This window comes from Thalassococcus arenae, from assembly GCF_019104745.1.
Lineage (GTDB): Bacteria > Pseudomonadota > Alphaproteobacteria > Rhodobacterales > Rhodobacteraceae > Thalassococcus_B > Thalassococcus_B arenae.
Window position 1 is genome coordinate 671,660 of sequence record NZ_JAHRWL010000002.1, and the last position, 21,089, is coordinate 692,748.

Below are 21,089 nucleotides of genomic sequence, written 5' to 3' on the forward strand. Positions count from 1 at the left end.
CCCCCAATCTGCGTGAACGCAAATCAAACCCTGTGCGGCGCAGCCGCCCAATCGGATCACAGCCATGACCAGCAGAACGCAAACCACCTTTCCGCCCCCGGTCATGGAGGCCCGCCGCTGGCTTGACGGGGTGACCTTTCCGCCCGACCGGCCGCTGCTGAACGTCAGCCAGGCCGCCCCGGTCGAACCACCACCCGAACCGCTGCTTGCGGCGATGGCCGACGCGTTGAAAGACGCCGATACCCACCTTTACGGCCCTGTCCTGGGCCTGCCTGCCCTGCGCGGGGAACTGGCCGCGCAATGGTCGGCGCAATATGGCGGTGCGATCGCGCCCGAACAGGTCGCCATCACGTCGGGCTGCAACCAGGCCTTTGCCGCCGCGATCACCGCGATCTGCACCGAGGGAGATGAAGTTCTCCTTCCAACCCCCTGGTATTTCAATCACAAGATGTGGCTGGACATGTCCGGCGTGACGGCCGTGCCACTGCCGACGGACGCCAACCTGATCCCCGATGTCGCAACCGCCGAAGCGCTGGTGACCGACCGCACCCGTGCCATTGCGCTGGTCTCTCCCAACAACCCCGGCGGGGTCGAATACCCCGCCGAAACACTGGCCGCCTTCCGCGACCTGGCCCGGGCAAAACGTATCAAACTGCTGCTGGACGAGACATATCGGGATTTCGACATGCGACCCATGCCGACCCATCCGCTTTTCGCCGATCCGGACTGGGACGACACGCTGGTGCATCTTTACAGTTTCTCCAAGGCGTTCCGCCTGACCGGCCATCGCGTCGGCGCGCTTGTCGCCGCGCCGGACCTGCTGTCCGAGGTCGAGAAATTCCTCGACACCATCGCGATCTGCCCGCCGCAGCTGGGCCAGCGCGCCGCGCTCTGGGGCTTGCGCAACCTGCGGCAATGGCTGGCCGGAGAACGCGACGAGATCCTGGCCCGCCGCGCGGCGATCGCGGCCAACATGCCGAAACTCGCGGTCAAGGGCTGGCGACTGGCGGGGGCCGGTGCCTATTTCGCCTATCTCGAACATCCCTTTGCGATGTCCAGCGCCGAGATGGCCCCGAAACTGGTGCGCGAGGCCGGTATCCTGCTTTTGCCCGGAACCATGTTCCACCCCGCGGGTGCCGAGGCCGGTCGCCGCGAATTGCGTGTTGCCTTCGCCAATATCGACGCGACGCAGATCGGCACCCTGTTCGACCGTCTCGCCGCGCTGGACTGGCCCCTTGCGGGTCGTCAACCTGCAGCGTAGACACACCCCGACACGAGCGAAAGAGGCGGCCATGGCACGCGCAAAAGGCGGTTTGTCGAAGACCTTTGTCTGGATCATCCTGGGCCTGTTGATCGTCGGCCTGGCAGGGTTCGGCGCGACCAATTTCTCGGGCACCGTGCGCAGCGTGGGCAGCGTCGGCGACAGCGACATCCCGTTGCAGGATTACGCGCGCACCCTGCAGAACGAAATCCGCGCCTTCGAGGCGCAGACCGGCCAGCCGCTGCCGTTCCAGCAGGCCCGCGACATCGGGCTGACCGACCAGGTGCTGGCGCAGGTCGTCGTGGCCACGGCGCTGGATGACGAGGCCAGACGCATCGGCCTGTCGATCGGCGATGAGCGTCTGGCCCGGGAATTGCGCCAGATCGACGCGTTCAACGGCTCGGACGGCCAGTTCAACCGCGAGGCCTATGCCTTTGCCCTGCAGAATGCCGGTCTGAGCGAAGCCGAGTTCGAAGAAGACCTGCGCGCCGACAGCGGCCGGGCCCTGTTGCAGGCCGCGGTGGTGGCCGGTGTCGCGTTTCCCGACACCTATGTCGACACGCTGCTGGCCCATATCGGCGAGCGTCGCGCCTATAGTTATGCCGCCCTGACCGGCGATCTGCTGACCGATCCGCTGCCCGAACCCACCGACGCCGATCTGACCGCCTGGTACGAGGCGAATATCGACCGCTTCACCCGCCCCGAGACGCGGCTGATCACCTATGCCTGGTTGACCCCGGACATGATCGTCGACGAGGTCGAGGTGGACCAGGCCGCGTTGCGGGCGGCCTATGACGAACGCCGGGCCGAGTTCAACCTGCCCGAACGGCGGCTGGTCGAACGCCTTGTCTTTGCCGACGATGCCGCCGCCCGGACGGCGGCCGACCGGATCGCCAGCGGCGACGCGACATTCGAGGCGCTGGTCGCGGAACGCGGGCTGGCGCTGGCCGATACCGACATGGGCGACGTGACCGCCGACGATCTGGGTGCCGCCGCCGAGCTGGTCTTTGCCGCGCAACCCGGCAGCGTCGCCGGACCGGCGCCGTCTTCGCTGGGCCCGGCGCTCTACCGTGTGAATGCCGTATTGCCGTCGCAAAACACCAGTTTCGAAGAGGCCGAGCCCGACTTGCGCGACGCGTTGGCGATGGACCGGGCGCGGCGGGTGATCGATGCCCAGATCCAGGATTTCGATGACCGACTGGCCGCCGGCGCCACGCTCGAGGAATTGGCGGCCGAAACCGACATGCGGCTGGGCCAGATCGATTTCAACGACCTGTCCGAGCAGGACATCGCGGGCTACGACGCCTTTCGCAGCGCGGCGCTTGCCGCCACCGAGCAGGATTTCCCGGCGATCGACGATCTGGGCGATGGCGGCATCTTCGCGCTCCGCCTTGATGGTATCGAGCCGCCCGCGCCGCGCCCCTTCGAAGATGTCGCTGACGCGGTCAGCCAAGGCTGGGTCGCCGAACAGCGCGTGACCGCGCTTGCCGCCGCCGGAGAGGCGTTGCAGGCACAACTGGCCGAAGGCCGCACCTTCGAAGCCCTTGGCCTGACAGTGCAGAGCGAGCCGGGGATCACCCGCAACGGTGCGCTGACCGGACAGGTGGCCGAGTTGCGCCGCGCCGCATTCGAGATGGAACCCGGCGCTGTGCAGGTGGTGACGACGCCCGATGGCGCCTATCTGCTGCGGCTCGACGAGATCATCGCGGTCGACATGAGCAGCGAGGAAGCACAGCTGATCGCCGGCGCAGTGCAGGACCAGGCGGTCTCGGACGTGGCGAACGATCTGTTCCGTGCGCTGGCCTCCGACATCCAGTCCCGCGCCGGGGTCACCATCAACCAGGAAGCGCTGAACGCCGTTCACGCCAATTTCCAGTGATCCGATGGCGGCATTGATCCCCGAATATGACGCCTTTGCAAAGGCTTATGAAGCGGGGCGCAACCAGGTCGTCTATGCGCGGCTGGCGGCCGACCTCGATACGCCGGTGTCGCTGATGCTCAAGCTGACCGGGGCCGCACGCGACGCCTTCATGCTGGAATCGGTCACCGGCGGCGAGGTGCGCGGGCGCTATTCGATCATCGGCATGAAGCCCGACCTGATCTGGCAGTGCCACGGCGACACCAGCCGCATCAACCGCCAGGCGCGGTTCGATGCCGACGCCTTCGAGCCGCAGGATGCCGACCCCCTGACCGCCCTGCGCGCCTTGATCGCCGAAAGCCGGATCGAACTGCCCGACGACCTGCCGCAGGCGGCGGCGGGTCTGTTCGGCTATCTGGGCTATGACATGATCCGGCTGGTCGAACGCCTGCCGAACGTCAATCCCGACCCGCTGGGCCTGCCCGACGCGGTGATGCTGCGGCCTTCGGTGGTAGCGGTGCTGGACGGGGTCAAGGGCGAGGTGACGGTGGTGTCGCCGGCCTGGGTGCAGGATGGGCAATCGGCGCGCGCGGCCTATGCCCAGGCGGCCGAACGGGTGATGGACGCGGTGCGCGATCTCGAACGCGCCCTGCCCCAGGCCTCGCGCGTGCTGGGCGAGGCGCATGAAGCCGGCCCGCCGGTGTCGAATTTCACCCATGAGGCTTACAAGCAGGCGGTCGAGACGGCGCGCGAATACATCCGCGCCGGCGATATCTTTCAGGTCGTGCCGTCGCAGCGCTGGACCCAGGATTTCCCGCTGCCGCCTTTCTCGCTCTACCGCTCACTGCGGCGGACGAACCCGTCTCCGTTCATGTTCTACTTCAATTTCGGGGGGTTCCAGGTGATCGGCGCCAGCCCGGAAATCCTGGTGCGCGTCTTCGGCCGCGAAGTCACGATCCGGCCGATCGCGGGCACCCGCCCGCGCGGCGTCACAGCCGAAGAGGACCGCGCGCTCGAGGCCGATCTTCTGGCGGACAAGAAGGAACTGGCCGAACACCTGATGCTGCTCGATCTCGGCCGCAACGACGCCGGGCGCGTCAGCAAGATCGGCACCGTGCGCCCGACCGAGAAATTCATCATCGAACGCTACAGCCACGTGATGCATATCGTGTCGAACGTGGTGGGCGAACTGGCCGACGACCAGGACGCTCTGTCGGCCTTTTTCGCGGGCATGCCGGCGGGCACGGTTTCGGGTGCGCCCAAGGTGCGCGCGATGGAAATCATCGACGAGCTGGAACCGGAAAAGCGCGGCGTCTATGGCGGCGGCGTGGGCTATTTCAGCGCCGGCGGCGACATGGACATGTGCATCGCCCTGCGCACCGCCATCGTCAAGGACCAGAAGCTCTACATCCAGGCCGGCGGCGGCGTGGTCTATGACAGCGACCCCGAGGCCGAGTACCAGGAAACCGTGCACAAGTCGAACGCGATCCGCCGCGCGGCGGCCGACGCGGCGCGCTTCACCGGCGACGGCAACGGCTGACCCCCAGGGGTGTTCGGGGGGCGCTGCCCCCGTCCCGGATGAGCGCCTTCACCGGGTTTGATACCTGTTGAAAAAAAGAACGCGCGTTTTCAATGGGTTGCGAAGGGGCCATTTCACCGGGTTTGATACCTTTCGGGCGATTTCGGGTCGGAAAGGCAGGTTTTGGCGCGGTTCTCGGCGAAAAAAGTCAATGATTTCAGTGGGGCTTTGCACGGATCAGAAACGAATTCAGTTGCCGGTTTGCTTCTCAGCGCCGATGGGCTGACCCTCTTCAAAGTACTCTTGGTACACCATCAAATTCAGACACTTCCAAGGGTCATCGATGCCCTGCGTTTCCATAGCGCTCTGTAGGTCAAGGAATGCGTTCTCTAAATGAAGCGTATAGCTGTTGAAGATTATGCCCCCACCTCTGCGCAGGAAATCGGGATAGTTGGATATCTCCTTCAGATAGCCGTTGTGCATCCGCATCATCGCCAACACGGAAGCTGCACGCTCTTGCGCATCCCAATCACCAACTCCGAGCCCAAACAGGTCAAATTCAGTCCGATCTGCGAACCGTGCGTAGCGCTCGGGAACACTGCCCCGTCTTCGCCAGCTCGCTACCGTGCTCCGCCCGAGTTTCAATCGGTCCGCCAAGCCCTGGTCGGTCTCTACTCGGAAGCGGCGCTTGAGCGCCACAATGATACCTTCCGCATCCTTTGCCATCGAACGTCCTTGACATGACGCATTGCGTCATAGATGTTGCATTGCGACACACTCAGTCGATAAGAGGGCGTCATGTTGCAAAGCGATACACCGTCTCCCGATTATTTGAAAGCCGTGCGGGCTCGACTTGTCGCCAACGGCACATCGCTCAATGCGCTTTGCAAGCAACATCGGCTGCATCGTTCCGCTGTCTCCGCTGCGCTTTCTGGTCAACGCAAAGGACCAAAAAGCCAAGCGCTCCTGACGCGCTTCCTCAGCCTCGCGGAAGCCGTCGAAAAGTGAAGCTCGCCGTCGCTGATATCATCGGGATGAAGGGTGTTCCGGATACACACATGGGTGTCCGTAAGTGGCTGGTCTCAAAGTCAGTTGACACCGAACTTTGCGGCAAGCGGTTCTTGTTTAACCTCTCCGATCTACCCGAGGACGTGCGCCTCGCCTGGTGGCATCGGGAGCTGGACAATCTGCACCTGGAGCCGGGCACGCGGGACGATGCGGCGCATGAGGCGTTCATGGCGCAGCCTGCCAAGGCGCGGGCTCGGGCGGAGCGGAAAGCGGCCATCGCGACGCTGCTGACCGCGCTGCGTGAGCAGGGCGTGAAGGAGGGTGAGCGGTTCGCCCTGGTGCGCGAGAAGTTCGGTGACAAGGGCACGTCGACGGCGTCTTTGAAGCGGTTTCAACGGGGTGTTGAAGGGGTCAATCCGATCAACTACGCGCCCGCACTGCTGGACGTCTACAAGGCCACGGCGCAGCGCGCGGACATGAGCCCGGAGGCGTGGCGTTTCTTCTTGACGATGATCCGGGACGCGGCACCCGACTGGCCCCTGATCGAGGCATGGCGGCGGGTGCGGGACGCGGGCCGGGTCGCCGGGTGGGCTGTGCCGTCCTACCCGACCTTCTACAGGCGTTGGGCTGCGCTGAGCGGGGCACAACAGCTTGCCGCGAGTTTCGGCAAGGACGACACGGCCAAGCGGCTGAGCCTTCCGGCTATGCGCGACAAGACAAGCCTGCTGGCGCTGCAAGAGGTTTCTCTGGACGGGCGGACACAGGATTTCTGGGTCGATTGGGGCGACGGGAAACCGACCCGGCCGACCCTGCTGGTCCTGGTGGATGCGGCCTCGAACACGGTGCTGGACTGGGAGCTTGCCCCATCCGAAAACGCGGCGGCGACGGTGCGCCTGGTTAAGCGGGTATGTCAGCGCTACGGGATCTTCGACACGCTCTATACCGACAACGGTTCGGCCTTTGCCGGGCACCTGGTGGCGGGCGGCAATCCGCACCGCTTCCGCAACGGCGCGCCGAAGGGCATCCAGCCGATGGGCCTTTGCCAGATCATGGGCATCAAGCTGCGCTTTGCCATGCCCGGAAACGCACAAGCCAAGATCGCGGAGCGGATATTCGCCACGCTGTCGCGGGCGGTGGACGATGGGCCGGAATTCAAGGGCGCCCATGCCGGTCACGCGCCGGGCGCCAGCCCGACGCCCAAGGTGGTCCCGGTTCCGGTTGAGACGGCGAAGGCGGTTCTGGCACGGGAAATCGGGCGCCACAATCGGGAAACCGGACGGCGCAGCCAGGGCGCGCGCGGCCGGTCCTACGACGCCATCCTGCGCGACGGGCTGGCGCAACGGGAGGCGCTTGGGCGCCCGGTGCGGCGTCCGACCGCGGAACAGCTCTACCTCGCCGGTCTGATCTGGAAGCCGGTGGCGGTGGACCGCACCGGGCGTGTGGCCGCCAATGGCTGGCATTATGGCGGGCCGGAGACGCAAGAGGCGCTGATCCGCTTCCACGACACCGGGCGGAAAATCCTGCTGGGCCGCGACCCGGACGATTTCAGCGCGCCAGCCATCGCCTTTGACGACAACGGCAACCTGATTTGCCGGGGGATCGAACCCGTGAAGCGCGGTGCCTACGACAGCGCGGACGGCATTCGCGAGGCGGCGCGCAACCGCAAGGCGGCGCGGCAGGCGGTCAAGGCGGCAGAGGACGCCAACGACTACCTGGACGGCCCCGACTATGCGCGCGCCATGGCTGCGCTGGATGCGGCGGCAAAGGCCGACGACACGCCCCCGCCCGCGCCGAGCAAGGTGGTTGGCGGGCGGTTCGGCGCTCCGCTTCGCGAGCAGGCGCCGGAACCGCAAACCGAAGACGAGTTGTCCGGGGTTATCAAGGATTTCGACCGTGCCCACGGGTTCGACCCGGGGCGCCTTGTTAGCGGCCAGTGACGTGCTGCAACACGCCACTGGCCATTCACCAGCGGGCGAAAGCCCGCGTAGCTAAGCGGAGAGAAGAATGGCAGAGCATCTGCATATCATCAAGCCCCCGGAGGCGCGCCAGGCGCCCGGTCTGGTCATGACCCAGACCGCGACCGACATCTTGCGGTCGGTCAAGCTCGTGGCGGACGAACCCGGCACTCTGACCATGGTCGCGGGCATTCCCGGCTGCGGCAAATCGGAAACGTTGCTGCGGTTCATCCAGAACAACCCCGAGGCCATCAAGCTCGATATCGTCGCGGGTGAAGGGCGCATCTGGGACCTTGCCGCAGCGCTGATGCAGCACCTCGAGATGGGTGTGCCGAACAGCCGCCGGATGCGCGAGGACCGTCAACGGATCACCGAGGCCATCGGGTTTGGCCGTGTTCTGATCCTGGACGAGGCGCAATACCTGGCCAATTACAACCCTCGCGGCGGTTTCAACTTCGACGCCTATGAATGGCTGCGCGCGATGGCGGAGGAAGGCTCCTTCTCCGTGGTGTTTTGCGGCGACCTGTCGCTTGCAGACGCGATTGGCTCGGTTCCGCAGCTTCGGCGGCGCATGGTTCGGCCGGTCGAGATCCGTTCCATTCCGAAGCCCGACGTGGCGATGTTCGCCGCTTCGCGCGGTGTCACCGATAGCGCCGTGGTCGACGCCCTTGCAGCCATGGCCAAGCGTCACGGTGGCATCGGGGACGTGAAGCGCACCCTGCAACACGCGGAAATCCGCGCGGAAGGGCGCCGGATCGCGGCGGCGGACGTCAAGGCGGCGTTGCTCTATCTGGGTCTGTCGGCGCGGGGGGACGGGTAATGCAGAACGCTCCCGACGTCACTTTCCTTCAAGCGCTGCAAGCGCTCACGGAATTCCCGGCCGTCGCCCATACCTGGTTGGGCGAGATACGCGATATCCTCGGCAGACCCGATGCCTCACCGCAAGACGGTGCGGAGCTGGCCCGGATCGTTGCGCTTTTCCAGTCGGACATCGACCTGGCGGAAACAAACAACCGGATCGTGTTGGCGCATATCCATGCGGCGGCATCCATGCAGAAAGGTCCAAGGCAATGAGCAAGGACGAAGATTATCGTGTGAAGAACGCGCGTGAGGGCCGCGCCCTCTACGTTCCAGGCAAGACGGCCGAGGAAGACCATGCGGAGGCGGCAAAGCGAAGGATTGAAGGCATGACGGTCCAGCATCGGCTCAAACTGGACTTCACCAAGGACGAATTCGCAGCGGTTTCATCGGCGGCGGACAACGTGGGTGCCTATCTCTGGGAAGCGGCATCTGCCTTCGACCTTCTGGCGGACGGGATCGACCACGGCGCGTTCTCGGCGAATGATGCCCGCCTGGGCGCGACCCTTCGGCTTCTCGGCTTGGCCCTGGAACAGCGCCAGGCAAAAGCCGGGGATGTACTGGCCATGTTCGGGATAAGGCTCCGGGGGGCAGCGGAATGAGCATCAGCGACAACCAGCGCAAGCTGTTCTGGGTGGCGGCGCGCAAGCTCGGCTGGACCGAGGATCAGCTTCGCCCGGCCCTGGCACAGATCGCCGGCGTCACCAGCGTCAACGACCTCGACCGCGACGGGTTCGACGCGATGATGGGCTTCTTCGAGTATTGCGGCTTCACCCCGCTTTCGGCGAAGGGCAAGGACTATGGCGACCGGCCCGGAATGGCGAGCTTTGCCCAGATCGAACTGATCCGCGCCTTGTGGTCGGAATACACCCGGCGCCAGGCCGGTGAAGACGAGCTCAAGAAATGGCTGGCGAACAAGTGGCATGTGTCCAGCCTGCGCTTCGTCACCGCCGAAATGGCCGGGAAGATGATCGCCGCGCTGAAGGCGATGAAGGCCCGCGCCGCGTAGCCTGGTGCATCTCTCGGCGATGAACGGGGCGGTGTGAGAGCACCGCCCTTTTTACGACCGGCGCTGAGACGCCCGGAGAGGCCCGCAGAGCGGCCCTTTCGCTATTGGCACCCTGACCCCAGAAAGCGCGAGACGGGTATTTAAAAGGGGTTCAAATCGCCTCGTTTGGCCCTTTGCGTCGGAGCCGCGCGCACTTGTCCGCGCAATCCGCCGATTTTCCCCTCGAATTCCGGTTCTCACGCACATCCGTGCCGGTGTTCGGGGTTTTCCGCTCTTGCCATGGTCCTTCCAGATACTTGCCACCAATCGCCGTGGCGCAAGTCGAAGGACAGGGCTTCATGCTGATCAACGAAAGCAACCTCGATCTGGTCTACAAGGGTTTCAAGGCCAGCTACACCGACGCCTATCTCGCGGCGGAAGTGAACTGGGACAAGATCGCCATGACGGTCGCCAGCTCGGGCAGCGAGGAAACCTACGGGTGGATCGGGGCGGTGCCGCAATTGCGGGAATGGATCGGGCCGCGCCATGTGAAGGGGCTGATGGCCCATGCGTTCACGATCCGGAACCGGAAGTTCGAAAGCACGGTGGCCATCCCGCGCGACAACATCTCCGACGACAAGCTCGGCGTGTTCAAGCCCGCCTTCCAGCTCATGGGTCAGGGCGCGCGCACGCACCCGGAAGAGCTGATCTTCGCGCTCCTGGCGGCCGGGTTCGAGACGCAGTGTTTCGACGGTCAGAACTTCTTCGATACCGATCATCCGTCGAAGGACAAAGACGGCAACCCGGTCACGGTCAGCAACATGGACGCCACCGGCGGCGGCGCGGCCTGGTTCCTGCTGGACACGTCCAAACCGGTGAAGCCGATCATCTGGCAGGAACGCGAGAAGTACGAATTCACGCAGCTCACCCGCGCCGATGATACCAACGTCTTCATCAACGACGAATACCTCTATGGCGTCCGGGCGCGGGTGAATGCCGGGTTCGGCCTCTGGCAGCTCGGCTATGGCAGCGTGAACGACCTGACCGAGGCGAACTATGCGGCGGCGCGCGCCGCGATGATGAACTTCCGTAGCGACGAAGGCCGCTTGCTGGGCATCAAGCCCACGGCCCTGGTTGTTCCCCCGGCGCTCGAAGACGCCGCGCTGCACCTGCTGAACACCGAAACCAAGGACGGTGGCGGTTCCAACCCCTACAAGGCCACGGCTGACTTGATCGTCACGCCCTGGCTCGAAGCCTGAGCGGAGGACCGGACATGGCAGCTCTGACGACAGATCGGAACACGCCTTCCCGCCTGGGCGACATGCGCGAAGGGCCGGTGGCGGCGAACGTGCGCATCCACAAAGGGGCGATGCTGATGCGCGACGTGGACGGCATGCTGCGCCCTGGTGCAACCGCGACCGGCTGTGTCGGCGTCGGTCGCGCGGAAGAGGGGGTGGACAATACCGGCGGTGCAGCGGGCGATGCGACCATCAAGTGGCGCGCGGGCGTGTTCCTGATGGCCAATGCCGAGGGCGACGCGGTGGCGGCGGGTGACGAGGATGCGGCCTGCTACATCGTCGATGACCAGACGGTCGCCGCCAGCGATGGGGCCGGTACCCGTTCGAAAGCGGGTGTGGTCGATGAAGCCACCAGCGAAGGCGTGTGGGTTCGGTTCGACGCCGCTCTCGCGCGCGCGGTCTGACCATGTCGGACACGATTTCCGTCGCTTTCGACCACGCCTTACCGGATGCCCCGGACTGGGTGCAGCTCGTACCGGCGGGCAAGGTCACCGCGCGCGACGGTCGGCGTTTCGTCAACGACAAGCCCGAAGCGGTTCTGGCGACCTTCAGGGCGGGCGGGATCGAACTCCCGGTCGATTACGAACACCAGAACGAAAAGCCCGAAGCCAAGCTTTCGGGTCCGGTCCCGGCGGCAGGCTCGATCAAGGAACTCGCGGTGCGCGCGGATGGCATCTGGGGCCGCGTGGACTGGACCGACCGCGCCCGCGCCCTGATCCGCGCCCGCGAATACCGTTTCCTGAGCCCGTCCATGATGGTGGAGAAGGACACGGGCCGTCTCGTCAAGATCAAGGGTGCCGGGCTGGTCCACAACCCGGCGCTGCATATCACCGCCCTGGCCAGCGAGGAGAACAGGATGGACCCGACCGAATTCATGGCGCAGCTCGCCGATCTCCTCGACATCGAGGGCGACGCGGACGAAACCGCGATCCTGAGCGCGTTCAAATCCAGGCTCGAAGCGACGAAGGACGCCAAGCCGAACCCGCGTGACTACGTGCCGATGAAGGCCTACCAGGAAGCCATGGCCAAGACGCGCACCACCGTCCAGGCGGCCAGCGAGAACAGCGCTCGCGCAAAGGTGGACGCCGCCTTGCGGGATGGCCATATCACGCCCGCAGCGAAGTCCTGGGCGCTGGAACTCTGCATTGCGGACGAGGCCAGTTTCGACGAATTCCTCGCCGCCAGCCCGGCGCCGTTCCGCCATCTGACCGACCGGACGCGCTTTGCGCATGCGCGCGGCGTACCGTCCGACAAAGACCAAGCGAAAGCCGACGATCCGGCCGTCGCTTTGCTTTGCGAACAGCTGGGGCTGTCGCCCGAACGCTTCGCTTGACCCATGGGGGCGGTCCTTGAACGGTCCTGCCCCATTCGATCCGCGCCCTGTCCCGCGCGGGCCGCAGGCGTCCCGGCTTACTCCATCCCACCGGGGCGCCTGCACTTGAATAGGGTGCGGGTGGCAGGGCCTCGCGTCCGGTTGCCCGGGAACCCTGCATTGCGCTCCGACCCAAAGGCCGTGCTACGGCCGCGAGAATATCACCGTGTCACACCCGCATCGCGACGATAATCCGACGGCACCCGCGCCTGCAATCCGCTATCCGCGTCCGCCGGCACATGTCGCGCCCTACGTGGAGGTTCTTGGGCCAGCACTGGCCTTGCGGTTTCTGCTGGAATTCGGCGGTGCCCCGTCGCTCTACTTTCCGAACGACCCAAAGGGCAGGTCCGAGGTCGAAGCGATGATCGGTCCCGACCTGATGAGGGCGCTCGGCCGACGTCTGCCTTCGAACCAGGTCAATGTTCCGGTACCGCGCGTTTGGCTCATTCACGCGCTCGCGGCCGAAGGCCGCAGCCGGGCGTCGATTTGCCGGGCGGTGCGATGCAGCTACACGACTGTGGTCCGATCCTTGAAAATCCCACCGGACGGGTCCACGCCGCCGGACCGCAATGCGGCTGGATCGAGTTGATGGTCTGAGCGACGTGGGGCTGGACTTGAACCAGCATCCATTGAGCGGCAAAACGCCCAATCCCCTTACCCATCGGGGCACACCACGCCGACAGGAAACATAACCATGATCCGTGAAAAAATCCAGATCGACGAGATCACCGTGGCGCTGTCGGCAGCGGCCGACGCGCTGGAAGACATGACGCCGCTGTTCGAGGATATCGGCATGCTGATGGAGGCCAGAACCAAGGCGAACTTCCTTAAGGGTCAGGCACCCGATGGCAGCGCCTGGGCGCCCAAATCCATGGCGACCATCGAAAAGTACCGCAGGACAGAGGGGAGCGAGTCGGTCCCTATGAACCCGCTGATTGGCACGTCCAGCAGGTTGATGGACAACATCAACCATCAGGCTCGGCCAGATGGCGTCGATTGGGGATCGGACGCGATATATGCAGCGGTCATGCATTTCGGTGCGAAGCAGGGCGAATTCGGTGCCCGCATCGGCAAGGACAAGAACGGCCGGGACTTCTTCATGTCCATTCCCTGGGGCGACATCCCGGCGCGGCCGTTCCTGGGCATCGGTCCCGAGGACGAAAATGCAATATTGCAAACAATCGAAAATTACCTGCGCGAGGCGGTGGGCCAATGACCGACAGCCCGCCAAGCATCGCGAACCTGCGCAAGTCGCTGAGCGAGGCGGCGCAGCTTTGCCGGGATGCAAGTGGCATCCTCGCCCACGTTCAAACCTGCCTGGAACGGTCGGTTGAAGACGGCGTTCAAACCCCGTTTCAGACCGGCGCCAAGGTGTCGTCTGCCGCCGCCGAACATCGCCGGGCGCACCGTCCTGGTCGCCCCGCCAAGATCGACGCGGACCCCGAGTTGCGCGCCTTCATCCTCGCCCGGATAGACCACCTGACCTTTCCCCAGCTCGAAGACGCGGTAGCCGAAGTATTTCCCGACGCTCGCCGGGTGCGAAAGACCGCGATCAACGACTGGTGGAACCGCCACCGTCGCCGCGCCAAGCCGAATTCCCATCCGGGATAGGAGACCCTCTTCGACTGTCTTCCGGTATCAAACCCGGTGAAACGGGGGTATCAAACCCGGTGAAAACTAACAGCGGCGACGGGGGCAGCGCCCCCATACTTACCCGGCCACCGCCCGCGCCTCGTTCCGGATCCGTTCGATCATCGCCCGCAAGCCGTTCGAGCGCTGCGCCGACAGGTGATCGTGAAGGCCCAGGCGACCGAGTTCGGCGCGGGCATCGACGGCGGGAACCTGCGTCAGCGGCAGCCCGTCATACAGGCGGTGCAGCAGCGCGATCAGCCCGCGCACGATCATCGCGTCGCTGTCGCCCTGGAAATGAAAGGCCCCGTCCTGGGGATGCATGTGCAGCCAGACCTGGCTGGCGCAGCCCTCGACCTTGGTGGCGGGCACCTTGAGCGCGTCCGGCATCGGCGGCATCGCCTTGCCCATCTCGATCACCATGCGGTAGCGGTCTTCCCAGTCCTCGAGAAACTCGAAATCCTCGACCACCTCTTCGAACCTTGCCTGGGCCATCGCGTCATCTCCTTTGTCTTCGATCTAGTCGCCGTGGCGGCGATGGTCCAGCACCCCTTGGCGCTTTTCATCGGCGCTGCGATGCGCTACGCCAAGGGAAATTTCCGGCAAGGGGGCCGCGCATGTTCCGAATGACCGCCACGCTGATCCTGGCTGCCTTCATCCTGACCAGCTGCGGTTCGGTCCGCGACTCGCGGCTGAACCCGTTCAACTGGTTCGGGCGCAGTCAGCCCGAGGCGGTCACCGACGGGACCGGCACCGTGAACCCGCTGATCCCGCGCCGCCGCGCCAGCCTGTTCCGGGACGAACAGGACGATGCCTATCGCGGGCGCCCGGTTGCCGAAATCACCGAACTCTTGATCGAACGCCGACCGGGCGGCGCGATCCTGCGGGTGACGGGGGTCGCCGAAAGGGTTGGGCCCTTCGACGTGCGACTGATCGAAGATGAACAAGCCGGCGAGGCCGGCACACTGTCCTACACGCTGAACGCCCTGCAACAGGCCGGGCCCCGCGATACCGGCCCGAACGCACGGACGGTGACCGCGGCCTTGTGGCTGACCGACCAGGACCTGGCCGGCATCCGTGCGATCCGGGTGGCCGGCGCGTCCAACGCCCGCGTCACGCGGCGCTAGGCGCGCACCTCGATCACCTCGACGCGGTTGCCTTTCGCGGCCAGCGCGATTTCGCCACGGCACAACCGAAGCGCATCGTCGCCGAACACTTCGCGGCGCCAGCCCGTCAGGGCCGGCACGTCGCGCTGTCCGGCGGCGATGGCGTCGAGGTCGGCGGATGGCGCGATCAGTTTCGACGCGACCCCGGCATTTTCCGTCTTGGCCTTGAGCAGCACGCGCAGCAGATCGGCCAGAGCCGGATTGACCTGTTGCTTGCCCTTGTCGGCGGGCGCCACCGGCAGCTTGTCCTTGGGACAGTCCATACCGGCCTTGATCGCGGCCAGGATACCGTCGGCGATATCGCCGCGCCGGGCCTCGCGCAGCAGCAGCCGCGAGCGGCCGAGATCGTTCATCGTCGCCGGTTTCGTCGAGGCCAGTTCGACCAGGGCATCGTCCTTGAACACGCGGTTGCGCGGGATGTTGCGCGATTGCGCATGGGTTTCCCGGAACGCGGCCAGTTCGCGCACGATGGCGAGGAAACGCGGCGAGGACGATCGCGTCTTGATCCGCATCCACGCCTCTTCGGGGCGGGTGATGTAGGTCTCGGGATCGGTCAGGGTGGCGAGTTCCTCGGCGACCCAGTGGTCGCGGCCCGATTGGTGCAGCTTGTCGCTGAGAAACTCGTAGATCAGCCGCAGATGCGTCACGTCGGCCAGCGCATAGGTCTTTTGGGCATCGGTGAGCGGCCGGCGCGACCAGTCGGTAAAGCGCGAGGATTTGTCGAGCTGCGCCTTGGCGATGCGTTTGACCAGCGTCTCATAGCCCACCTGGTCGCCGAAGCCGCAGACCATCGCCGCGACCTGGGTGTCGAACAGCGGTTCGGGGATCACGCCGTGGTCGATGTAAAAGATTTCGAGATCCTGGCGGGCGGCATGGAACACCTTGACCACGTCGCGATTGCGGAACAGCGCGATCAGCGGGTCGAGCGACAGCCCATCCGCCAGAGGGTCGACCAGAACCGCGTCGCCGTCGCCGGACCCCGGCAGGGCCAGCTGGACCAGGCAGAGCTTGGAATAATAGGTGCGTTCGCGCAGGAACTCGGTATCGACCGTGACATATGGCACGTCCCTGGCCCGGTCACAGAACGCCGCCAGCTCTTCGGTCGTCGTCAGGGTCTGCATCGGGCCTCGCAATCGTATCGTGCGGTCGTGCCGCTATTTTTGATGTCCGGCGACTTTAGCGAGGTCGCCGCGCTTTGCAATATCGGCTCAGGGCACCCGCAAGGGCCGCCGGTCGCCCGCGGCGAACCGGCACAGCACGGCCGGGTAGAGCCGGTGTTCCTGTTCCAGCACCCGTGCGGCCAGCGTCTCTGGCGTGTCGCCGGGCCGGATCGGCACGCGGGCCTGACCGAGGATCGGGCCGTCGTCCAGCTCGGCGGTGACCTCGTGCACGGTGCAGCCCGCTTCGGCATCGCCGGCCTCGATGGCGCGGGCATGGGTGTTCAGCCCGCGATATTTCGGCAAGAGCGAGGGATGGATGTTCAGCATCCGGCCCTGCCAGCGGGTCACGAAGCGTTCGGTCAGCACCCGCATGAACCCCGCCAAGGCGATGATGTCCGGTTGCGCCTTGTCCAGTTCGGCCGTCAGCGCCGTCTCGAACCCGGCGCGGTCCGGCCCGAACGGCTTGTGATCGACCAGTGCCGTCGGCACGCCAAGCGCCTGCGCCCGGGCCAGGCCGCCCGCCCCCGGGACGTTGGCGAGCACAAGGCAGGGACGTGCGGGGCAGTCGCCGGTCATCGCCTCGACCAGCCTGACCATGTTGGACCCGCCGCCGGAAATCAGGATGGCGACGCGCTTCAAGCCAGCGTTCCGGTGTAGGTTACGCCGCGCCCGCCGACGACCGTGCCCAACGGGATGACCGTTTCGCCCGCCTCGCGCAGCGCCGCCGTCACCGCCGTGGCACTGTCGGCACCGGCCACGACCACCATGCCGATGCCGCAATTGAAGGTCTTGAGCATCTCGGGCCCCGCGATCCCACCGGTGGCGGCCAGCCAGGCGAAGACGCCGGGCATGCGCCAGGCGGAAAGGTCGATCTCGGCGCCCAGGCCTTCGGGCAGGACGCGGGGCAGGTTTTCGGTCAGGCCGCCGCCGGTGATATGGGCCAGCGCATGCACGCCGCCGGTGGCGATGGCGGACAGCGCCGGCTTGACGTAGAGCCGCGTCGGCGTCAGCAGCGCGGCACCCAGCGAGCCGTCGCTCCAGGGGCAATCGGCGTCCCAGCCCAGCCCCGAGACCTCGACGATCTTGCGCACCAGCGAATAACCGTTGGAATGCACCCCGTCCGAGGCGAGGCCCAGCAGAACGTCGCCCTTGGCGACGCCGTCGGGCAGGGCCGCGCCGCGTTCCATCGCGCCCACGGCAAAGCCCGCGAGGTCGAAATCGCCCGCCGGGTACATGCCCGGCATTTCCGCCGTCTCGCCGCCGATCAGCGCGCAGCCCGAACGCACGCAGCCCTCGGCGATGCCTTCGATCACCCGCGCGGCCCTGTCGGTATCCAGCTTGCCGGTGGCGAAGTAATCCAGGAAGAACAGCGGCTCGGCACCCTGGCAGACCAGGTCGTTGACGCACATCGCCACCAGGTCGATGCCCACGCCGTCGACATGGCCGGTATCGATGGCGATGCGCAGCTTGGTGCCCACCCCATCGGTCGCGGCGACCAGGACAGGGTCGGAATAGCCCGCGCCCTTGAGGTCGAACAACGCGCCGAACCCGCCCAGGCCTGACATCACCCCGGGGCGGCTGGTGCGCCTGGCGGCGGGTTTGATCCGTTCGACCAGCGCGTTGCCGGCGTCGATATCGACGCCCGCCTGGGCATAGGTGAGGCCATTCTTGCCGTCGCTCATCGGATGTCTCCTGCTGCCGTTGCGCCGCGCTTAGCGCATCCCGCGCAGGCCTGCAATCGCACGGCTTGACGCGTGACCGCGCTCTGGTAGTCAGGGACCACGGTGGGCCTGTAGCTCAATTGGTTAGAGCAGGGCGCTCATAACGCCTTGGTTGGGGGTTCGAGTCCCTCCGGGCCTACCAATCCCCTGCCCCGATGGCGATGCGCGGTGCGGGCGTTCGGTGGCGGATTGTGGTTTCGAGCCCGTTCCGACCGATGCCGCAGGTCGCTCGAAGGGCCGCTATCCACGCTCTGCGGCAAGCCTTTTGGCAAGGATGCCGATCAGGATCACGGCAATGACAAGAAACGCGGCGCCGACAATCCATGCCGTGGGTGTGGAGTAAACATCGGCGATGGCGCCCGCCAGTATCAGGCCCAGAGCGGCCCCGAGTTGCTGTATCAGCGACCGCAAAGACAGCATCGTGGATCGCTGGCGGTCTTCCACGCATCCATGCAGAATACTGCTGGCGGGTGTTTCGGATACGCCAAGGACGACGGAATACACAATGAAAACCAACAGAAATCCGACAATACCGCCCTGCAAAGCCAAGGCGATCTGAACGCCGGCCATGCAGGCAAAAGCCACCGCAAGGGTAACGGCGTGCCGCCGCCTGAAGATCCGACTGATGCGCGGCGACAGCCACGCGCCGAACGCGATCGAGAAGAAATAGGCAGCGGTCAGGACACCGATGACCGTGTTTGCATAGCCTTCCTCCAACATGGGCTTGGCATGGGTCGGCCAGATCACCTCGACCGGGTTGGTCGCCATCAGGAAAAACGCCAGAGCCGCCAGAAGCACCGACAAAGTCGGATGTCTGAGGGCGAGAAGACCGGCATCCTTGATGACCAAAGGAACCGTGGTGAACCCGTGTTTCAGAGCCTGCGGGTTCAGCGGGCGCGGTTTTTCCACGATAACAAGCAAGGTGTAGACGAACACGCCCAGCATCACTGCCAAGCTCGCCGCGTAGGATACATCGTAGACACTGAAACCCGATTTCTGTGCCACCGAGCCGAAGAAATCGGGCAGAAGGCCGCCCACAACCGCCCCCAGGGCAAGGCCCATGGCATTGGCCCATTGCGCCTTTGCAAGGGCGGGTTGAACATCGGCATTCGGCGCAGCGGCCCTGAAGGTTTCAACGAACCAGGCGTCGAGCGTGCCCGAGCGCAGCGCGCGTCCAAAACCGATGAAGGCAAATGAGAGCGCGAGAACATGGAAATCGCTTGTCGAGAGGAAGAGGGCGAGGGAGACCAGGCTGGCGATGACCGCTGCCAGAAAGACCGGCTTGCGTCCGATGGTGTCGGCCAATCCGCCGAACGGGAGTTCCATCGCCATGGTCGTTAGTGAGTAGACACCAAAGAGTAGCGAAATCTGGAAAAGATCCATGCCTCGATCGGTCAGCGCCAGTGCAACAACGGCAACCGTCAAACCCATGGCAAAACGATCGAGAAACTGGTGGATCTGAAACACCCGGATGTGCCGTCTCGCCGGAACGGTCAGCGCAGCGAAGGAGAAATCCAGTTCCGTTGCCATGATGGCACCTTGATCTTTGCAGGCACCCTGCACAATATCCGGCAGGGCTCAGGTCCATCCTGCGTGCACCAAAACGGCCCTTCCAGCAAACGCGGTGAACGCCCGGGTTGTCCCGCAGACCTGCCGACAGGCCCGATCGCGCAACGCCCGTCTTGACGCCTATGCCTTGAACGCCACGTGCAGCGGCGCGCAGCCGTCGAGAGTGGCCTCGAGCGCGTCGCCGGGGCGCACCGGGCCGACGCCGGCGGGGGTGCCCATCATCACCAGATCGCCCGCGCCCAGCGTGTAGAGCCCCGACAGATGCGCCAGCAGCGGGCCGACGGGCCAGACCATGTCGGACAGATGCGCCTGTTGCCGCGTCTCGCCGTTCACCGTCAGCGCGATGCGCTGCGGGCCGGGTGTGCCGAAATCGGCGGCGGGTGTCAGCGGGCCCAGGACGGCCGAGCCTTCGACATCCTTGCCGATGTCCCAGGGCCGGCGTTTGTCCTTGGCCTGCGCCTGCAGGTCGCGCCGGGTCATGTCCAGCCCGACGCCATAACCATAGACCGCATCCATCGCCTCGGCCTCGGTCGCGGCGACCAGCGGCGCGCCGAGCGCCACGACCAGTTCGACCTCGTGGTGGTAGTCGCTGGTGCCCGGCGGATATGGCAGGGTCGTTCCGGTCAGCGCGATGTGATGCGGCGACTTGGTGAAATAGAACGGCGCCTCGCGGTCGACCTCGCCCCCCATTTCCCGGGCATGTTCGACATAGTTGCGCCCGACGCAAAAGATGCGGGCCACGGGATAGAGCGCGTCGGTGCCCTGAACGCTGAGGGCGGGTTGCGGGCGGGGGGGAAAGAGGTAGGCCAAGGTGGAACTCCCATCGGTGTCGGGCGCGATACCGCCCTGCCCCGCGCCCGGCGTCAAGCCCGCATCGGCTCAGACATGGCGCCAGGCGGCGCTGCGACGTTCCCAGCGTTGCACCAGCCCGTATTCGATGGCCAGCATCACGGCGGTGAAGCTGAGCGCATAGGCCAGCACGCCGGCGGTGTCGAACAGCTGGAAATAGAGGTGAATCTGGAACCCCACCCCGTTCGAGCGGCCCAGGAATTCGACCACCAGCACGATCTTCCAGATCACCGCCAGCCCGTTGCGCGTGCTGGTGGCGACGAAGGGCCCGAGCTGTGGCCAGATCACGTGGCGCAGGCGCGCCAGCGGCGTCATGCGATAGACCCGCGCCATATCGCCCACGCCGCGATCCAGGGTGCGCACACCTTCGCGGATGGTCACGGCGACCATCGCGGTCTTGTTCAGGGCCACGGCGATCACCGCGGCGACCTCGTTCAGACCGATCCACAGGTAGCACAGCACGATGATGACCAGCGCGGGCAGGTTGAGAAACACGGTGATCCAGGGATCGAGCCAGCGATTGGCGCGCGCCGAAAGACCGGTCAGGATGCCGAGCGCGCAGCCCACCGCCATGGCCAGGCAGAAAGCCAGCAGAACCCGGCGCAGCGTCTGGACGATGTGAAAGCCCAGCTTGCCGCCCTGCGCCTCGCGGGCGATGACCTCGGCCACGGCGGCCGGACCCGGCAGGATCGACGGGTCGTCGCTGATCCACGCGGCCAGCAGCCAGACCAGTCCCAGCCCGGTCAGCGAAACCAGGGTGACATGCAGCGGCGCGCGGGCGGTATCCGGCATCGGGGTCTCTCCTGCCGGGCACTCTACGATGTGCGGCCGGCGGGGCCTCTAGCACCAAGGTCGCATACCTGCCCGAAGGGCAGCGC

At 65.6% G+C, this 21,089-nt stretch carries 22 protein-coding genes and 2 tRNA genes; 15 read left to right on the forward strand and 9 right to left on the reverse strand.

Annotation, left to right across the window (positions count from 1 at the left end; genetic code table 11):
- The first annotated feature begins 64 nt into the window (after positions 1 to 64).
- Genes KUH32_RS14545 through trpE form a run of 3 tightly spaced genes read left to right on the forward strand, consistent with a single transcriptional unit; the run spans position 65 to position 4,659 of the window.
- Positions 65 to 1,261 (forward strand): aminotransferase, encoded by a 1,197-nt coding sequence (locus tag KUH32_RS14545; RefSeq protein WP_217779322.1) that lies wholly within the window; start codon positions 65 to 67, stop codon positions 1,259 to 1,261.
- Positions 1,262 to 1,292: 31 nt separating this feature from the next.
- Positions 1,293 to 3,140 (forward strand): peptidylprolyl isomerase, encoded by a 1,848-nt coding sequence (locus KUH32_RS14550; RefSeq protein WP_217779323.1) that lies wholly within the window; start codon positions 1,293 to 1,295, stop codon positions 3,138 to 3,140.
- Between the two features lie 4 nt (positions 3,141 to 3,144).
- Positions 3,145 to 4,659, forward strand: coding sequence for an anthranilate synthase component I (trpE, locus tag KUH32_RS14555; protein WP_217779324.1), 1,515 nt, complete (start codon positions 3,145 to 3,147; stop codon positions 4,657 to 4,659).
- 228 nt (positions 4,660 to 4,887) lie between these two features.
- Here trpE and KUH32_RS14560 read toward each other — a convergent pair whose 3' ends face one another.
- The gene (locus tag KUH32_RS14560) at positions 4,888 to 5,364 is read right to left on the reverse strand and encodes a helix-turn-helix domain-containing protein (RefSeq protein ID WP_217779325.1); all 477 of its coding nucleotides are present in this window, start codon (positions 5,362 to 5,364) and stop codon (positions 4,888 to 4,890) included.
- A gap of 158 nt (positions 5,365 to 5,522) precedes the next feature.
- On the opposite strand from KUH32_RS14560, the gene KUH32_RS14565 reads away from it, so the two are divergent.
- The 8 genes from KUH32_RS14565 (at position 5,523) to KUH32_RS14600 (ending at position 12,078) form a co-directional block, all read left to right on the forward strand.
- On the forward strand, positions 5,523 to 7,583 hold the full coding sequence (locus KUH32_RS14565) for a transposase domain-containing protein (protein WP_217779326.1): 2,061 nt from the start codon (positions 5,523 to 5,525) through the stop codon (positions 7,581 to 7,583).
- Between the two features lie 67 nt (positions 7,584 to 7,650).
- The gene (locus tag KUH32_RS14570) at positions 7,651 to 8,421 is read left to right on the forward strand and encodes an AAA family ATPase (RefSeq protein ID WP_217779327.1); all 771 of its coding nucleotides are present in this window, start codon (positions 7,651 to 7,653) and stop codon (positions 8,419 to 8,421) included.
- The gene (locus KUH32_RS14575; RefSeq protein ID WP_217779328.1) at positions 8,421 to 8,675 is read left to right on the forward strand and encodes a hypothetical protein; all 255 of its coding nucleotides are present in this window, start codon (positions 8,421 to 8,423) and stop codon (positions 8,673 to 8,675) included. Before KUH32_RS14570 ends, KUH32_RS14575 begins: the two co-directional genes overlap by 1 nt.
- Positions 8,672 to 9,061, forward strand: a complete 390-nt coding sequence (locus KUH32_RS14580) for a hypothetical protein (RefSeq protein WP_217779329.1) — start codon at positions 8,672 to 8,674, stop codon at positions 9,059 to 9,061. Before KUH32_RS14575 ends, KUH32_RS14580 begins: the two co-directional genes overlap by 4 nt.
- Positions 9,058 to 9,468, forward strand: coding sequence for a regulatory protein GemA (locus tag KUH32_RS14585; protein ID WP_217779330.1), 411 nt, complete (start codon positions 9,058 to 9,060; stop codon positions 9,466 to 9,468). Before KUH32_RS14580 ends, KUH32_RS14585 begins: the two co-directional genes overlap by 4 nt.
- A gap of 338 nt (positions 9,469 to 9,806) precedes the next feature.
- Complete coding sequence (locus KUH32_RS14590; RefSeq protein WP_217779331.1) at positions 9,807 to 10,706, forward strand: Mu-like prophage major head subunit gpT family protein; 900 nt, start codon at positions 9,807 to 9,809, stop codon at positions 10,704 to 10,706.
- Between the two features lie 14 nt (positions 10,707 to 10,720).
- Positions 10,721 to 11,149, forward strand: a complete 429-nt coding sequence (locus KUH32_RS14595; RefSeq protein ID WP_217779332.1) for a hypothetical protein — start codon at positions 10,721 to 10,723, stop codon at positions 11,147 to 11,149.
- Between the two features lie 2 nt (positions 11,150 to 11,151).
- Positions 11,152 to 12,078, forward strand: coding sequence for a phage protease (locus tag KUH32_RS14600; protein WP_217779333.1), 927 nt, complete (start codon positions 11,152 to 11,154; stop codon positions 12,076 to 12,078).
- A gap of 637 nt (positions 12,079 to 12,715) precedes the next feature.
- Here the strand turns inward: KUH32_RS14600 and KUH32_RS14605 are convergent.
- Positions 12,716 to 12,795: transfer RNA gene (locus KUH32_RS14605), tRNA-OTHER, on the reverse strand.
- Positions 12,796 to 12,811: 16 nt separating this feature from the next.
- Between KUH32_RS14605 and KUH32_RS14610 the strand changes: the two genes are divergently transcribed.
- Positions 12,812 to 13,333, forward strand: a complete 522-nt coding sequence (locus tag KUH32_RS14610; RefSeq protein WP_217779334.1) for a phage virion morphogenesis protein — start codon at positions 12,812 to 12,814, stop codon at positions 13,331 to 13,333.
- The gene (locus KUH32_RS14615; protein WP_217779335.1) at positions 13,330 to 13,728 is read left to right on the forward strand and encodes a hypothetical protein; all 399 of its coding nucleotides are present in this window, start codon (positions 13,330 to 13,332) and stop codon (positions 13,726 to 13,728) included. The genes KUH32_RS14610 and KUH32_RS14615 overlap by 4 nt, the downstream gene beginning before the upstream one ends.
- Before the next feature lie 99 nt (positions 13,729 to 13,827).
- On the opposite strand, the gene KUH32_RS14620 is transcribed toward KUH32_RS14615, so the two are convergent.
- Complete coding sequence (locus KUH32_RS14620; RefSeq protein ID WP_217779336.1) at positions 13,828 to 14,241, reverse strand: SufE family protein; 414 nt, start codon at positions 14,239 to 14,241, stop codon at positions 13,828 to 13,830.
- 122 nt (positions 14,242 to 14,363) lie between these two features.
- On the opposite strand from KUH32_RS14620, the gene KUH32_RS14625 reads away from it, so the two are divergent.
- Positions 14,364 to 14,873, forward strand: coding sequence for a hypothetical protein (locus KUH32_RS14625; protein ID WP_217779337.1), 510 nt, complete (start codon positions 14,364 to 14,366; stop codon positions 14,871 to 14,873).
- Here KUH32_RS14625 and rnd read toward each other — a convergent pair.
- From rnd to purM, 3 genes are all read right to left on the reverse strand, one after another.
- The gene (rnd, locus tag KUH32_RS14630) at positions 14,870 to 16,033 is read right to left on the reverse strand and encodes a ribonuclease D (protein ID WP_217779338.1); all 1,164 of its coding nucleotides are present in this window, start codon (positions 16,031 to 16,033) and stop codon (positions 14,870 to 14,872) included. The genes KUH32_RS14625 and rnd overlap by 4 nt on opposite strands.
- Before the next feature lie 87 nt (positions 16,034 to 16,120).
- On the reverse strand, positions 16,121 to 16,711 hold the full coding sequence (gene purN, locus KUH32_RS14635) for a phosphoribosylglycinamide formyltransferase (RefSeq protein ID WP_217779339.1): 591 nt from the start codon (positions 16,709 to 16,711) through the stop codon (positions 16,121 to 16,123).
- Positions 16,708 to 17,754, reverse strand: coding sequence for a phosphoribosylformylglycinamidine cyclo-ligase (gene purM, locus KUH32_RS14640; protein WP_217779340.1), 1,047 nt, complete (start codon positions 17,752 to 17,754; stop codon positions 16,708 to 16,710). The genes purN and purM overlap by 4 nt, the downstream gene beginning before the upstream one ends.
- Before the next feature lie 104 nt (positions 17,755 to 17,858).
- Between purM and KUH32_RS14645 the strand changes: the two genes are divergently transcribed.
- Positions 17,859 to 17,935, forward strand: a tRNA-Ile gene (locus tag KUH32_RS14645).
- A 98-nt stretch (positions 17,936 to 18,033) separates the two neighbouring features.
- On the opposite strand, the gene KUH32_RS14650 is transcribed toward KUH32_RS14645, so the two are convergent.
- The 3 genes from KUH32_RS14650 to KUH32_RS14660 form a co-directional block, all read right to left on the reverse strand.
- Positions 18,034 to 19,323, reverse strand: a complete 1,290-nt coding sequence (locus KUH32_RS14650; RefSeq protein ID WP_217779341.1) for an MFS transporter — start codon at positions 19,321 to 19,323, stop codon at positions 18,034 to 18,036.
- Between the two features lie 159 nt (positions 19,324 to 19,482).
- Positions 19,483 to 20,172 (reverse strand): fumarylacetoacetate hydrolase family protein, encoded by a 690-nt coding sequence (locus KUH32_RS14655; RefSeq protein ID WP_217779342.1) that lies wholly within the window; start codon positions 20,170 to 20,172, stop codon positions 19,483 to 19,485.
- Between the two features lie 69 nt (positions 20,173 to 20,241).
- On the reverse strand, positions 20,242 to 21,003 hold the full coding sequence (locus KUH32_RS14660) for an ABC transporter permease (protein ID WP_217779343.1): 762 nt from the start codon (positions 21,001 to 21,003) through the stop codon (positions 20,242 to 20,244).
- Between the last annotated feature and the right edge of the window lie 86 nt (positions 21,004 to 21,089).

Bases quoted from the DNA above. Each gene is read 5' to 3' on its own strand.
- KUH32_RS14650 (WP_217779341.1), bottom strand. From the start codon at position 19,323: ATGGCAACGGAACTGGATTTCTCCTTCGCTGCGCTGACCGTTCCGGCG.
- KUH32_RS14590 (WP_217779331.1), top strand. From the start codon at position 9,807: ATGCTGATCAACGAAAGCAACCTCGATCTGGTCTACAAGGGTTTCAAG.
- purM (WP_217779340.1), bottom strand. From the start codon at position 17,754: ATGAGCGACGGCAAGAATGGCCTCACCTATGCCCAGGCGGGCGTCGAT.
- KUH32_RS14620 (WP_217779336.1), bottom strand. From the start codon at position 14,241: ATGGCCCAGGCAAGGTTCGAAGAGGTGGTCGAGGATTTCGAGTTTCTC.
- KUH32_RS14570 (WP_217779327.1), top strand. From the start codon at position 7,651: ATGGCAGAGCATCTGCATATCATCAAGCCCCCGGAGGCGCGCCAGGCG.
- KUH32_RS14615 (WP_217779335.1), top strand. From the start codon at position 13,330: ATGACCGACAGCCCGCCAAGCATCGCGAACCTGCGCAAGTCGCTGAGC.
- KUH32_RS14550 (WP_217779323.1), top strand. From the start codon at position 1,293: ATGGCACGCGCAAAAGGCGGTTTGTCGAAGACCTTTGTCTGGATCATC.
- KUH32_RS14575 (WP_217779328.1), top strand. From the start codon at position 8,421: ATGCAGAACGCTCCCGACGTCACTTTCCTTCAAGCGCTGCAAGCGCTC.
- KUH32_RS14625 (WP_217779337.1), top strand. From the start codon at position 14,364: ATGTTCCGAATGACCGCCACGCTGATCCTGGCTGCCTTCATCCTGACC.
- KUH32_RS14585 (WP_217779330.1), top strand. From the start codon at position 9,058: ATGAGCATCAGCGACAACCAGCGCAAGCTGTTCTGGGTGGCGGCGCGC.
- KUH32_RS14580 (WP_217779329.1), top strand. From the start codon at position 8,672: ATGAGCAAGGACGAAGATTATCGTGTGAAGAACGCGCGTGAGGGCCGC.
- KUH32_RS14600 (WP_217779333.1), top strand. From the start codon at position 11,152: ATGTCGGACACGATTTCCGTCGCTTTCGACCACGCCTTACCGGATGCC.
- KUH32_RS14595 (WP_217779332.1), top strand. From the start codon at position 10,721: ATGGCAGCTCTGACGACAGATCGGAACACGCCTTCCCGCCTGGGCGAC.
- KUH32_RS14660 (WP_217779343.1), bottom strand. From the start codon at position 21,003: ATGCCGGATACCGCCCGCGCGCCGCTGCATGTCACCCTGGTTTCGCTG.
- KUH32_RS14610 (WP_217779334.1), top strand. From the start codon at position 12,812: ATGATCCGTGAAAAAATCCAGATCGACGAGATCACCGTGGCGCTGTCG.
- rnd (WP_217779338.1), bottom strand. From the start codon at position 16,033: ATGCAGACCCTGACGACGACCGAAGAGCTGGCGGCGTTCTGTGACCGG.
- trpE (WP_217779324.1), top strand. From the start codon at position 3,145: ATGGCGGCATTGATCCCCGAATATGACGCCTTTGCAAAGGCTTATGAA.
- KUH32_RS14545 (WP_217779322.1), top strand. From the start codon at position 65: ATGACCAGCAGAACGCAAACCACCTTTCCGCCCCCGGTCATGGAGGCC.
- KUH32_RS14560 (WP_217779325.1), bottom strand. From the start codon at position 5,364: ATGGCAAAGGATGCGGAAGGTATCATTGTGGCGCTCAAGCGCCGCTTC.